Below are 11853 nucleotides of genomic sequence, written 5' to 3'. Positions count from 1 at the left end.
ATGAATTATATGATGAGTGAAGATGGCTACGAAACGCTTTGCCGCGCCTATACCGCTTTAGATACACTGCATATGCTGATGTATGAAACCGAAAGCAGCAATGCCAGCTTTGATACGGAAAATATCGCCGCGCTGCTGTCGTTTCCCATTTCGGGCTTGAAAGAAGTTATGGATGATGTGCGGTTTGCACACAAGGCAGAATAGGATTGTTTAAAGGCCGTCTGAAACAGATTTAACGCTGTTTCAGACGGTCTTTTTGTTGGCAATGTGCAAATTTTACAATACTAAATATGGTATTTTTTTGTTGAAAAAAATTTATAAACACAAAATATTGTGTTTTATTCAGATGTTGGCAAACTAGACGAACCAGCCGAATTGGCCATATTTTTCGGATTGTATTAAAATTGTGATGTGATTAACGTTGTTATTAACAAACAACAGAAGGAGGACGTATGAAAAAAAATGCATTTACAAGGGGCTTTTTTGATGGATACGACGACAACTAATTCGATAACTCTGGCAGATTGGCTGCTGATTATACAAGCGGTAATTCTCTTCTTAGGATTGGGATTTACCGCTTTATCTATTCGTAACAACAAAAACGACAACCGCCGCATGGCTACTGTGGATTTAATCTTAAGGCAGCGATTTAATGAAGAATTGAATAAATCAGTAGAAACCGTCTATAACCTGATTCAAGGGGATTTTCCCAGTCTGCACCAATATCTCGACAAAAAGCAATATCCTGAAGAACGAAAAGCTATTCTTACCTTGTTGAATTATCGGGAATTTGTGGCAGTCGGCATCAATACCGGGGTGATTGATGAAAAGATATATAAACGCTCATTTTGCAACATCATTATCCGCGACTGGAAAATGCTCTGCCAAACCATAGAAGCCATCCGCAACAGCGAAAAAGGGCATGCTACCAATTTTCAGGATTTTGAAAAATTGGCCAAACGTTGGAAACGGAAAACTTTGAAAAAGATGTAAACATTTTGGGCGTTGGTATACTGCTGTACCAATGTTGGAAAGGCCGTCTGAAAACAGTATCAAAGCTGTTTCAGACGGCCTTTTTACATTCCAACCTTTCACAAAAAAACAGCCGCTTAAATCAATATATAGTATATTTTATGCATAAAATATCTTAAAATACACAATATATTGTGTTTTAGGATTTTTGAGATGAGTAACGTGACAAACCTGCGCCGCAGCTTGATTGCCAAAATCAAGATAGCGCAAAAGGAGCTGGGTTTGGATGACCCGGCTTATCGCTCGGTGCTGCTGCGTGTGACCGGCAAATCGTCGTGCACGCAATGCAGTATCCCTGAATTGGAGCGCGTGGTGGAAGATTTGCGCCAACACGGTTTTAAGCCGACCAAATCGGCAGGCCGCCGTCCGAACCGCCGTGACTCTGCCGACCCGATGATGCGCAAGATTGAAGCGTTGCTGCTGGATAACGGCTGGTCGTGGAATTATGCGCACGGTACGGCGAAGAAGATGTTTAAGGTTGACCGTGTGGAATGGCTTTCAGACGACAATATGCACAAGCTGGTGGCGGCGTTGCAGATTGCGGCCAACCGCAAGAAAAAGGCTGTTTAAGGGGGGCAATATGCAGGAAGTTGATTTGAGCCGTGTGCGCCATTTGCTGCCGGAGACGATGGTGCAGATTGTGGATACCATCGGCGTAAAGGCGGCATTGGATTTGGTTAAGGCCATTGGCGGTGCGCGCTTTAAGTTTGGTAAGGGCAAAAACGATACGCCGCGTTTGAATATGCTGTTTACGGCCATTGGTGAGGAAAAAACTTATGAGCTTTTACGCGTATTCGGTGGTGAGGAATTGTATGTGCCACGTTGTGAGGAAGCGTTGCGTGAGCTGCGTAATGAGCAATTTCGCAGTGAATTTTTTGATTTGACCGAGCGACAAGGAGTGAGCCGCCTGATGGCCATGAGTGCGCTTTGCCCGCGCTATCAAATCAGCGACCGCACGGGTTATAACATTGTAGGCAGCCGTACACAGGCTGCCGACCAGCAGCATTTATTTTGACGTGTGACCAAGGACTTTGCCCCGCTCTGTGCGGGGCTTTTTTGCGTTTGTGAAACGGTGGCAGGGTTGAAAAGCATAGGATTAGCGGATTTGCGGCGGAAATTTACGATAAGGCTTTCTGAAGAATTGTTTAAACCGATTTTAAAGGGGCTTTATGAGCAAGATTATTTGTTTGACCGCAGGACACAGCGAGCGCGATCCCGGTGCGGTCAACGGCAGCGACCGTGAGGCGGATTTGGCGCAGGATATGCGCAATATCGTGGCATCGATTTTACGCAACGACTACGGCCTGACCGTGCGCACTGACGGCGAGGGTAAAGGCAATCTGCCTTTGGCCAAAGCGTTGCCGCTGATTCGCGGCTCGGCGGTGGCGGTTGAGTTTCATTGCAATGCGGCGGCGAATAAGGCCGCCACGGGCATTGAAGCCTTGGCCACAGCGAAAAACAAACGCTGGTGTCAGGTATTGAGCCAAGCAGTGGCTGAGGCGACCGGCTGGAAATTGCGTGGGGACAAGGGCTATAAGCCGGATAACGCCGGCCAGCACAGCCGCTTGGCCTACGCGCAACATGGCGGCATTGTGTTTGAGCCTTTCTTTATCAGCAATGACGCGGATTTGGCCTTGTTTAAGCAGCGTAAATGGCCGATTTGCCGTGCGATTGCCAATGCGATTGCGAAGGAGCTGGGCTGATGTTTGGCAAGATTAAAAAATATGCGCTGGCGGCGTTGGCATGGGCATTGGGCAACAAGCCGTCTGAAACCGATGTAAAAGCCTTGCCGGTATTGGATACGCCGCGTTTTCTGCGCCACACCGGCAAAGGCCGCAATAAGCAGCCGCACCGCTTTTCGGGTGTGGCAGCGGCCAAGCGTGCGGCGCGTAAGGCACGCAGAAAGGCTTAGGCATGGCTGTTTTGGACATTATCCGCAATCCTGCCACGGGCAAGGTATCGCACAGCAAATTGTGGGCAAACGTAGCCTGCGCGGCGGCGACTTATAAATTTGTCATTGCGCCGGATGCGCCGTCTGAAATCTGGGCGATTTATTTGGGCATTGTCGGCGGATACGCCGTTGCCCGCTCGTATGTGTCAGTCAAACGTCAGGAAGTCGAACATGCCGCAGACCAAGATGATTAAGTATGCGCTGGCGGCTTTGGCTGCTGCGGTGTTGCTGGGCGGTGTGTGGTATGGCGGTTTTCAGACGGCCTTTAAGCGTCAGCAGGTTGTGATTGAGCAAATCAAAGCCGAAGCGGACAAAGGCCGTCTGAAAGCCGAACAAGCCTATGCTGCCGAACTCGAAAAAGCCCTTGCCGAACAGAAAAAATGGCAGGATTTTGCCCAAGACCAAAGCGCGAAACTGGCACGCGCCAACCACGAACTCGACCGCCGCGCGGCGGCCATTGAGAAAGAAATCCATCATGTTATCGAAAAAGACAAAAGCGCAAACGGTGGCCATTGTGTTGACGGCCTTGGTGCTGACAGCCTGCGCCTCTACCGCCAAGCCCTCGGTTACGCCGATTAAGACGGTGGAAAAGCCGGTGATGCCGCCTGTGCCTGCTGCACTGCTGGACATGCCGCTGCGTCCTGAGCCGCCCGAATCGGGCGAGCCGCAAGAGCTGCTGCGCCATGCGGTGCGCTTTGGCAACTATGTGCAAAAGCTGGAGGTGCAAAATCAAAGCTGGCGGGATTGGGTGAGTGGTCAACTTAAAGTTGACAGCTCGGAGGTTACGCCATGACGACTTACCGAGAGTTAGTGCAGCGCGTGTTGGCCTGCCGCCATGCGGATACCGAATTGGGCTTGGGTCGCGCGCGTGAGCAGGAGGGATTTATCCTGAATGTGTCGCGGCTGCTAGATAAAGGCGGCTGGACATACCGCGTGCGCATGGACTCGGCGTTTAACGTGACGTTTGCGGTCGAGTGGGACGGCGGCGATTTTGAAACGCAAATCCGCGCGCTGTGGCAGACAGTGGCAGCAACCTACCCCGTGCATCGTTACGGCGACGTGATCGAAGTGGACAGCGTGCGACCCGACGGGTACGGCTGCCGTATTGTTTTTGGAGATGTGCCGCAATGATGGATTTTGAATTTGGTTTTAAAACCCTGTGGCCTATTGCAGTTGCTGCTTTTTGGTTTTGGGTCAACAACTTGTCAGGCCGTCTGAAAGAGACCGACAAACGGATGGACGATTTAACCGAAAAACTGCATGACGTGAAAATCGGCTATCAGACCAAGGCCGATGCAGTCGCCGACCGCAAGACGATGGTCGCCAGCCTGCACCGTATTGAAGAAAAAATCGACAAGTTAGCCGAAAGAAAGGCAGACAAATGAAAGACCCTATTTTAGAAGCCTTGGCGCGAATCGAAGTCAAGACCGACCAAACCCTGCAAAACCAAAATGAGATGAAGGCCGAAATTGCCCAAATCCGCCAAGACACCAAACGCACGGCGGCGGTGGTCGGCGGCGTATCCGGTGCGGTCGGCGGCGGCATTGTGTCGGTGGGCTGGCAGCTGATTAAAGCCAAGATGGGATTTTAATCATGGCGCACCCGCAAGAAAAACGCGAACGTCTGCGCCAGCTCTATGTTTCGGGCGCGCAAACGCTGGAAACGGCTGCCATTATGTGCGAGGTGCCACAGGCCACCGCTCGCTCGTGGAAACGTGCCGACAAGGAAAAAGGCAACGATTGGGACAAATTGCGCGCTGCCTACACGCTGGCCGGTGGCGGCATTGAAGACCTGAGCCGCGCGATGTTGGCCGGTTTTATGGTGCAATACAACAGCACCATGACGATGTTGCAGGATTCGAGTATCGAAGATTTAACCCCGTCCGACCGCGCCAAAATGCTGGCGAGTTTGGCTGATGCGTTTACGAAAACGGTTGCGGCCAATGCGCGTGTGATGCCGGAAACATCGAAGCTGGCAACGGCGTTGGAGCTGATTGAATTTCTGATGGTGTTTGTGCAGGAAAAACACCCCAAACATTTGGCTGCTTTTGTGGAAGTGTTGGAGCCGTTTGGGGTGGAAGTGGAACGGAAGTTTGGTTAAACGCCGATAGCTGATTTTAAAAATGCGATGAGCTGGGTAGCAGGAATGGCATTAATCGCATTTTCTGTAAGCGTGCTTAATGCGGTGTCTTTGATTTTACCCAATTCCGTTTTCAGACGGCCTTTTTCTTCATCGGGAATCTCTGCTTGGTCAATTTTTGCCGCAATCAAAGCTTGAATGGTGTCGCTGTGCAGTTTGACGGTCACAACACCAAGAATGGCGGATAGGCCGCCATCGTCGGCAAGGAAATCTATACCTTTGGCTGTGATTTTAACAGTAGCGGTTATTAAAGTCTTATCTTCACAAACAACCAAACCATGCTCAGCTAAGTATTGCAGATTTGCGGATTGTTTCAACACATACAAAACATCATCTTCTGATTCTATAACGCCATTAGTTTGGGCGATAGCGGTATTTATATAATAGTCATGAGTAGTACTGTCGGGATAAACCTTATAAAGCTCTGACAAAAATTCGTGTTGCATGTTTCTGTCTAACCAATCCATTTTGAGCACTCCGTAATGAAAAATAAAGAATTTCTCAAATCCCTTGCCGAGCTTGCGGCCAGCCTGCGCCAAGTCATTGAGGCGGAAGTAGACGGCTTTGACGCTTCGCCCAAGGCCATCGCCGAACGGCGTGCCAAGGTATTTGATCCGGTGGGCGGCTATGAGTATTTCGTGAATACTTATTTCCCCCACTATGTACGCAGCGCGAGCAAATCACAGCTGCATGAATATCTGTTTAACATACTGCCGCAAGTCTTGCAATCGCCGCAAGGCCGCCATGAAGCCATTGCCGCGCCGCGTGGTGAAGCGAAATCCACGCTGGTGACGCAGCTTTTTACCCTGTATTGCATTATTACCGCGCAAAAGCATTACTGCGTGATTGTGATGGACAGCATCGACCAAGCCTATCCGATGCTCGAAGCGATTAAGGCCGAACTCGAATTTAACCCGCGTTTAAAAACCGACTTTGCCGAAGCCTGCGGTCAAGGCCGTGTGTGGCAGGCCGGTACGATTGTGACGGCCAACGACATTAAGGTGCAAGTAGCCGGTAGCGGCAAAAAGCTGCGTGGTTTGCGCCACGGCCCATACCGCCCCGATCTGACTGTGTTGGACGATATTGAAAACGATGAGCAAGTCCGCAATCCCGACCAGCGCGACAAACTCGACGCGTGGTTGAAGAAAACCGTGTTGCCGCTCGGCGGTGTCGGTCAGAAATACGATGTGGTGTATATCGGCACCATCCTTCATTACGACAGCGTACTCAATCGCACGCTGAATAATCCGTTTTGGCATAGTGTCAAATTCAAAGCCATGCTGCAATGGCCGCACAATATGGCGTTGTGGGACGAATGGGAAGCTATTCTGCGGAATAACGGTAAAGCCGGTGAAGCGATGGCCGATGCGTTTTATCAGGCGAATCAGGCGGAAATGGACGCAGGCGCGCAAACGTCATGGGCGGCGCGCGGTGTGCTGGCCTTGATGAACATCCGCGCCCGCGACGGCCATGCGACCTTTGACAGCGAGTATCAAAATGACCCGGTGAGCGGCGAAGCTGCGCCGTTTGCGTCTGCCTTGCAATACTGGACGGATTTGCCGCACGACCTGATTTACTTTGGTGCGCTTGACCCATCGCTGGGTAAAGCCGGTGCGAGCCGCGACCCGAGTGCCATTATTGTGGGCGGCTATCATCGCGCCACCGGCAAGCTGTATATCGTGGAGGCGCAGATTAAAAAACGTCTGCCTGATTTAATTATTGAAGACGTTATCCGCCTGCATAAACAGTACCGCTGCAAGCTGTGGTTTGTGGAGACGGTGCAGTTTCAGGAATTTTTGAAAGACGAGCTGGTCAAGCGCAGCGCGGCGCGTGGTGTACCGGTACCGGCGCGTGCGGTGAAGCCGATTACCGACAAGCTGTTGCGTATTGAGACTTTGCAGCCGCATATGGCCAATGGCCTGATTTTACTGCATTCAAGCCACTCGGCTTTGGAACAGCAATTCCGTCATTTTCCGATGGCCGACCACGACGACGGCCCAGATGCGGTGCAGATGTTGTGGGCAGGTGCAACGGCCAATTCCGCCCCGATTGAGTGGGAGAGCTTGGCTGATGACGATGTGGATTACGACGATATTAAAAGTAAGTGGGCGAGATAATGGCTAAACAAGACAAAAACAGAAAGATAAAGCCCGAAGTGGCTTTGCAAACCGATGTGGCGCAGATTACCGCCACCGGCCGCGTGATTGCGGATCATCCGTCCAACTTTATCACGCCCGCCAAAATGCGCGCGCTGTTTGAAGACGCGGAGAGCGGCGACATTACTGCCCAGCATGAACTGTTTGCAGATATTGAGGAGCGCGACAGCGACATCGGGGCAAACATGGGCACACGCAAACGTGCGTTGCTGACCTTGGATTGGCGTGTATCGCCGCCGCGCAATGCCACGCCGCAGGAAGAAAAGCTGGCCGAAGCCGCTTTTGAGATGATGGACGGCCTGGGCGGTTTTGATGATTTGCTGATTGACCTGATGGATGCCGTCGGGCACGGCTTTGCTGCGCTCGAAATCGAGTGGCGGCTTTCAGACGGCCTGTATTTGCCCCATCGTTTTACCCATCGTCCGCAAGGCTGGTTTAAATGGGATAAAAACGATGCGCTGCTGTTGAAAACACCCGACAACCCGATGGGCGTGGCATTGTGGCCGCTGGGCTGGGTGGTACACAGCCATAAATCACGCAGTGTGCAACAGGCGCGTAATGGTTTATTCCGCACGCTGGCATGGCTGTATATGTTTAAACATTATGCGGTGCATGACTTTGCCGAGTTTTTAGAGTTGTATGGCATGCCAATTCGCATTGGTAAATACGGCGCTGGGGCAACCAAAGAAGAGAAACGCACGCTGTTACGGGCAGTGGCGGAAATCGGCCACAACGCTGCCGGTATTATGCCGGAAGGCATGGAAATCGAGCTGCACAATGCGGCCAATGGCACGACAGCCACCAGTAATCCGTTTTTACAAATGGCCGACTGGTGCGAAAAATCGGCTGCACGTTTGATTTTAGGTCAGACCTTGACCAGTGGCGCGGACGGCAAATCCAGCACCCATGCGCTGGGTATGATCCACAATGAGGTGCGCCGTGATTTGCTGGTGTCGGACGCGAAACAAATCGCCCAAACCATTACACAGCAAATTATCCTGCCGTTTTTACAGGTTAATTTCGGCGACATCGGCCGCCCGCCTCGTTTTGAGTTTGATACGCGCGAAGCGGCGGATATTGCGGTGTTTGCCGAGGCATTGCCGAAATTGGTGGATGTGGGAGTACAAATCCCTGAAGGCTGGGTGCGCGATAAGCTGGTGATCCCGGAAGCGGCGGAAGGCGAAAAGGTATTGGCGCGTGCGGTGGCAGATAATCCGGTTAATCGTGCGGCGTTGGCGGCTTTGTCGGCGCGCATGCCGCAACAAGCGGCGGTATCGCATGAGCAGGCAGTCTTGGATGCTGCGGCCGATGAAGCGTTTGCACAGCCTGATTTTAATGCCCAACTCAATCCGATTGTGCGCCAAGCGGTAGCGGTTTTGGCGGCGTGCGAAAGCTATGAAGAAGCCGATGCCGCGCTGACTGCGCTGTATCCGAATCTCGACAACCGCGAGCTGGAAACCTATATGCGCAATGCGCTGTTTTTGAGCGATTTACTGGGACAGGCCGATGCCAAAAATTAACTTCGCTCTCGGTTCAGCCCCTGAAAAAGCCATTGAATGGCTGAAAACCAAGCAGGTCACGGCGGAAAATTACCGCAATCTGACCGATTCGGAAATTGCCAAGGTATACACCATTGCGCGTATGACCGACTTGGATATGCTCAACGACATCAAGCAGAGCATGGTTAAGGCAGCTTCAGACGGCCAATCATTTGCCGATTGGAACAAAGGCATTTTGCAGCACCTGCAAAACAAAGGCTGGCTGCACCCTAACGGCCACGATGGCAAAGTTATTATTGACCCGACCAGCGGCGAAGTATTTGGTGCGCCGCGCCGGTTGGAAAATATCTACCGCACCAATATGCAGACGGCTTACAATGCCGGCCAATATCAAGGCTATATGGCCAACATCGACAGCCGCCCGTATTGGATGTATGACGCAGTGGGCGACCACCGCACACGACCGGCACACGCGGCGATGGATGGCTTGGTTTATCGCTATGATGACCCGTTTTGGGCAACGTTTTATCCGCCCAACGGCTACCGCTGCCGCTGCTCGGTGATTGCGCTGAGTGAGCGCGATATGCAGCGTGAAGGCAAAGTGTTGAGCCAGTCGGGCGAACATAATTTGGTGGAGACCCATAAGGTCTACAACAAAAAAGGCGACAGCTACCCGACGATTGCCTATAAAGCACCCGACGGCAGCCTGTACACCACCGACCGTGGTTTTGGCTACAATGCCGGCCGCATGAATTACCGGCCGAATTTAGACCAATACGACCGCGCTTTGGCGCATGAGTTTGCAAAGGCGGAAATGGGCGGTGCGGAATTTAAGGCGGTGTTTAAACAGCTTTCGGAAGAGTTTTACGCAGTGAAAGGCCGTCTGAAAATTGACGGCAAGCCTGATAATGCCGAAAAAATCGACATCCGCAACAAGTTGTCTCGGCAAGTGAAATTTGCGGCAGGCGTGTTGAGTAAAGAAGTGCAACAACGTACGGGGTTGAAGCGGGCGACTGTTTGGTTATCGGACGATACACTGATTAAGCAGGTGGATAGCCGAGAGGGGCAAGGTTTTGCGGAGGATTATTACGCTTTTCTGCCTGAATTTTTGGCTAATCCAGACCATATTATCAGAGATGGCAGAGAGTTGATTTTTACAACTCAACGCAATCAGGAATATTTATGGGCGGTTTTGAAGTATATCGACGACGTGGAAGAAGTATATTTGCAGTCGTACCGAATCAGTAATGAGAAAGAAATCAGAAAACTAATGGAAAAGAAAGAAGTGTTGAAGTAAGACATCGGGCAAGGCTCGAAATCACTTGCACACGCTCTCGGTCACCCTTTCGGGTAGGCTGCGGTATCGAGATTATCACCGCTTTTCCGATGTCTTGAGATGATTATAGCATGATTGAAGTCCAAATCGACAACCTGTTTGTGGTGCAAAACCAGCTCGAACGTTTGGGCAGTGGCGTGGAAAACCGCTATCTGCTTATGCGCCGCTTATCGGAAACCATGCACAAAGGCGTGCGTGATAATTTCCGCGCGGGCGGCCGTCCGAAATGGTTGGGGCTGAAATACCGCAACGGCAAGCCGCTGAACGATACCGGTGCGCTGCGCAACAGCTTCAGTACCTTTTCCGACAACGATACCGCGCTGGTCGGCACCAATCTGGTTTATGCTGCGATTCACAATTTTGGCGGCATGGCGGGACGTGGCCGCAAGGTGCGCATTCCGCAGCGTGAATTTTTGGTTTTGAGCAACGACGACAAGCAGGCTTTAATGGATGATGTGCAGGATTATTTCGCCAATCTGATCGGCTGATTTTCAGACGGCCTGAAAAACGCGCTTTTTAGCGCGTTTTTTTATGACGGTAAGGCAAACCCCTATCAGAAGATTTAAATGCAATCCTAGGCGAATTTAAAAAGGCTCTGAAACGGATTTAATTCTATCGGCTGAATGTCGGCGGCAGGTTTGAAGCGTGTCCGCTCTTTATGGTGTGAAAAAAGCCGGAAAATGGCCACTATCGACAAGGAGTGGATATGCCTAAAGACAAACAACAACTGAGTCTCGCTGCGTGCAGCTTTGAAGTGCAGCCGAAAGACGGCCGCATTCAGCTGCTGCCCTATGGTGAGTTTCGCGCGGTGGACGGCCGCCCGAATGATGTGCCGGCTTGGTTTTTAACTGAGGAAAACGGCAATGATGTCGTGGCTTTGGCCAATGCTTCGCGTAATCAGTTGGTGGTCGATTATGAGCACCAGACGCTTTATAAGGAAAAAAACGGCCAGCCCGCACCTGCCGCCGGTTGGATGCGCTGGCTGAATTTTACGCCTAAAGGCTTGTTCGCCGATGTCGAGTGGACGGATAAAGCGGCGGCTGCGATTGCGGCCAAGGAATACCGCTATGTCTCGGCGGTGTTTTCTTACGACAATAAAGGCTACGTCCGCAAAATCTACCATGCCGCGCTGACCAATTATCCTGCGTTGGACGGCATGGACGAGGTGTTGGCGGCTGCGTCGGCACAGTTTATCAAACCTGAAACGGAGCAAACCACGATGAAAGAGTTGTTGCAACAACTGCTCGGCCTGCCGCAGGCAGAGGAAGCCGAATTAACCGCAGCCCTGACTGCACTTTTGCAGGCCAAACCGAAAGACGTGGCTTTGTCTGCCGCTATCTTTAAAGATTTGGCCGATAAAGACGACAAAATCGCCGCGCTGTCTGCGCAAGGCGGCCAGCCTGATTTGACCCAATACGCGCCGGTGTCGGTGGTATCCGAGCTGCAAAAACAAGTTGCCGCGCTGACTGCCGAACGTGAAGCGGATAAAGGCCAAGAGCTGATTACCGCTGCTTTGAGTGCAGGTAAATTGCTGCCGGCACAAAAAGAATGGGCCGAAGGCGTATTGAAACAGCCAAACGGCTTGGCATTTTTAACCGGCTTTATTCACAACGCGCAACCGGTGGCTGCGCTGACCGGCACGCAAACCGATGGCAAAGTACCTGAAAAGGTGGTCGCGTTGACGGCGGAAGAAGAACATGCCGCCAAAATGCTCGGTATGAGCCATGCCGAATTTATGAA

General features: G+C 51.6%; 19 protein-coding genes. 18 read left to right on the top strand and 1 reads right to left on the bottom strand.

All coding sequences use genetic code 11. From position 1 onward, the window contains the following. The 13 genes from CRG49_RS10725 to CRG49_RS10665 all read left to right on the top strand — a co-directional run. On the top strand, positions 1–204 hold a 204-nt coding region (locus CRG49_RS10725), incomplete at its 5' end, for a hypothetical protein (protein WP_095501885.1). A gap of 258 nt (positions 205–462) precedes the next feature. Next, a complete protein-coding gene (locus tag CRG49_RS10720) occupies positions 463–993 on the top strand; it encodes a DUF4760 domain-containing protein (RefSeq protein ID WP_095503820.1) in 531 nt (176 codons plus the stop codon). A gap of 210 nt (positions 994–1203) precedes the next feature. Continuing rightward, positions 1204–1602, top strand: a complete 399-nt coding sequence (locus CRG49_RS10715; protein WP_097784615.1) for a gp16 family protein — start codon at positions 1204–1206, stop codon at positions 1600–1602. Positions 1603–1612: 10 nt separating this feature from the next. Next, entirely contained in the window at positions 1613–2047 is a 435-nt protein-coding gene (locus CRG49_RS10710) for a Mor transcription activator family protein (protein WP_097784614.1), read from the top strand. 154 nt (positions 2048–2201) lie between these two features. Then, entirely contained in the window at positions 2202–2735 is a 534-nt protein-coding gene (locus tag CRG49_RS10705; protein WP_097784613.1) for an N-acetylmuramoyl-L-alanine amidase, read from the top strand. After that, positions 2735–2944, top strand: coding sequence for a hypothetical protein (locus CRG49_RS10700; RefSeq protein ID WP_097784612.1), 210 nt, complete (start codon positions 2735–2737; stop codon positions 2942–2944). The genes CRG49_RS10705 and CRG49_RS10700 overlap by 1 nt, the downstream gene beginning before the upstream one ends. 2 nt (positions 2945–2946) lie before the next feature. Next, positions 2947–3177 carry a hypothetical protein gene (locus tag CRG49_RS10695; protein WP_097784611.1) on the top strand — a complete coding sequence of 77 codons (231 nt, stop codon included), beginning with the start codon at positions 2947–2949 and terminating at the stop codon, positions 3175–3177. Then, the gene (locus CRG49_RS10690) at positions 3155–3562 is read left to right on the top strand and encodes a hypothetical protein (RefSeq protein ID WP_097784610.1); all 408 of its coding nucleotides are present in this window, start codon (positions 3155–3157) and stop codon (positions 3560–3562) included. Before CRG49_RS10695 ends, CRG49_RS10690 begins: the two co-directional genes overlap by 23 nt. Continuing rightward, positions 3489–3776 carry a hypothetical protein gene (locus CRG49_RS10685; protein ID WP_369832039.1) on the top strand — a complete coding sequence of 96 codons (288 nt, stop codon included), beginning with the start codon at positions 3489–3491 and terminating at the stop codon, positions 3774–3776. Before CRG49_RS10690 ends, CRG49_RS10685 begins: the two co-directional genes overlap by 74 nt. After that, complete coding sequence (locus CRG49_RS10680) at positions 3773–4114, top strand: hypothetical protein (protein ID WP_095503828.1); 342 nt, start codon at positions 3773–3775, stop codon at positions 4112–4114. The genes CRG49_RS10685 and CRG49_RS10680 overlap by 4 nt, the downstream gene beginning before the upstream one ends. Next, the gene (locus CRG49_RS10675) at positions 4114–4368 is read left to right on the top strand and encodes a hypothetical protein (RefSeq protein ID WP_095503830.1); all 255 of its coding nucleotides are present in this window, start codon (positions 4114–4116) and stop codon (positions 4366–4368) included. The genes CRG49_RS10680 and CRG49_RS10675 overlap by 1 nt, the downstream gene beginning before the upstream one ends. After that, positions 4365–4574, top strand: coding sequence for a hypothetical protein (locus CRG49_RS10670; protein WP_095503829.1), 210 nt, complete (start codon positions 4365–4367; stop codon positions 4572–4574). Before CRG49_RS10675 ends, CRG49_RS10670 begins: the two co-directional genes overlap by 4 nt. A 2-nt stretch (positions 4575–4576) precedes the next feature. Then, positions 4577–5083 carry a DUF1804 family protein gene (locus CRG49_RS10665; protein WP_097784608.1) on the top strand — a complete coding sequence of 169 codons (507 nt, stop codon included), beginning with the start codon at positions 4577–4579 and terminating at the stop codon, positions 5081–5083. Here CRG49_RS10665 and CRG49_RS13355 read toward each other — a convergent pair. Beyond that, positions 5080–5589, bottom strand: coding sequence for a hypothetical protein (locus CRG49_RS13355; RefSeq protein ID WP_195714688.1), 510 nt, complete (start codon positions 5587–5589; stop codon positions 5080–5082). The genes CRG49_RS10665 and CRG49_RS13355 overlap by 4 nt on opposite strands. Before the next feature lie 15 nt (positions 5590–5604). On the opposite strand from CRG49_RS13355, the gene terL reads away from it, so the two are divergent. The 5 genes from terL to CRG49_RS10635 form a co-directional block, all read left to right on the top strand. Further along, a complete protein-coding gene (gene terL, locus CRG49_RS10655) occupies positions 5605–7239 on the top strand; it encodes a phage terminase large subunit (RefSeq protein WP_097784607.1) in 1635 nt (544 codons plus the stop codon). Further along, on the top strand, positions 7239–8798 hold the full coding sequence (locus CRG49_RS10650) for a DUF935 domain-containing protein (protein WP_097784606.1): 1560 nt from the start codon (positions 7239–7241) through the stop codon (positions 8796–8798). Before terL ends, CRG49_RS10650 begins: the two co-directional genes overlap by 1 nt. Then, positions 8785–10074, top strand: a complete 1290-nt coding sequence (locus tag CRG49_RS10645; protein ID WP_097784605.1) for a phage minor head protein — start codon at positions 8785–8787, stop codon at positions 10072–10074. Before CRG49_RS10650 ends, CRG49_RS10645 begins: the two co-directional genes overlap by 14 nt. 110 nt (positions 10075–10184) lie before the next feature. Continuing rightward, on the top strand, positions 10185–10601 hold the full coding sequence (locus CRG49_RS10640; protein ID WP_070749459.1) for a phage virion morphogenesis protein: 417 nt from the start codon (positions 10185–10187) through the stop codon (positions 10599–10601). A gap of 218 nt (positions 10602–10819) precedes the next feature. Then, a partial coding sequence (locus tag CRG49_RS10635; RefSeq protein ID WP_097784604.1) for a phage protease occupies positions 10820–11853 on the top strand: 1034 nt, incomplete at its 3' end.

The organism is Neisseria sp. N95_16 (genome assembly GCF_002551535.2).
Classification (GTDB): domain Bacteria; phylum Pseudomonadota; class Gammaproteobacteria; order Burkholderiales; family Neisseriaceae; genus Neisseria; species Neisseria brasiliensis.
Note: the sequence above shows the minus strand (reverse complement) of the source record. Positions and strands in the feature narration are given on the sequence as shown.

Bases quoted from the DNA above. Each gene is read 5' to 3' on its own strand.
- CRG49_RS10720 (WP_095503820.1), top strand. From the start codon at position 463: ATGCATTTACAAGGGGCTTTTTTGATGGATACGACGACAACTAATTCG.
- CRG49_RS10710 (WP_097784614.1), top strand. From the start codon at position 1,613: ATGCAGGAAGTTGATTTGAGCCGTGTGCGCCATTTGCTGCCGGAGACG.
- CRG49_RS10705 (WP_097784613.1), top strand. From the start codon at position 2,202: ATGAGCAAGATTATTTGTTTGACCGCAGGACACAGCGAGCGCGATCCC.
- CRG49_RS10700 (WP_097784612.1), top strand. From the start codon at position 2,735: ATGTTTGGCAAGATTAAAAAATATGCGCTGGCGGCGTTGGCATGGGCA.
- CRG49_RS10695 (WP_097784611.1), top strand. From the start codon at position 2,947: ATGGCTGTTTTGGACATTATCCGCAATCCTGCCACGGGCAAGGTATCG.
- CRG49_RS10690 (WP_097784610.1), top strand. From the start codon at position 3,155: ATGCCGCAGACCAAGATGATTAAGTATGCGCTGGCGGCTTTGGCTGCT.
- CRG49_RS10680 (WP_095503828.1), top strand. From the start codon at position 3,773: ATGACGACTTACCGAGAGTTAGTGCAGCGCGTGTTGGCCTGCCGCCAT.
- CRG49_RS10675 (WP_095503830.1), top strand. From the start codon at position 4,114: ATGGATTTTGAATTTGGTTTTAAAACCCTGTGGCCTATTGCAGTTGCT.
- CRG49_RS10670 (WP_095503829.1), top strand. From the start codon at position 4,365: ATGAAAGACCCTATTTTAGAAGCCTTGGCGCGAATCGAAGTCAAGACC.
- CRG49_RS10665 (WP_097784608.1), top strand. From the start codon at position 4,577: ATGGCGCACCCGCAAGAAAAACGCGAACGTCTGCGCCAGCTCTATGTT.
- CRG49_RS13355 (WP_195714688.1), bottom strand. From the start codon at position 5,589: ATGGATTGGTTAGACAGAAACATGCAACACGAATTTTTGTCAGAGCTT.
- terL (WP_097784607.1), top strand. From the start codon at position 5,605: ATGAAAAATAAAGAATTTCTCAAATCCCTTGCCGAGCTTGCGGCCAGC.
- CRG49_RS10650 (WP_097784606.1), top strand. From the start codon at position 7,239: ATGGCTAAACAAGACAAAAACAGAAAGATAAAGCCCGAAGTGGCTTTG.
- CRG49_RS10645 (WP_097784605.1), top strand. From the start codon at position 8,785: ATGCCAAAAATTAACTTCGCTCTCGGTTCAGCCCCTGAAAAAGCCATT.
- CRG49_RS10640 (WP_070749459.1), top strand. From the start codon at position 10,185: ATGATTGAAGTCCAAATCGACAACCTGTTTGTGGTGCAAAACCAGCTC.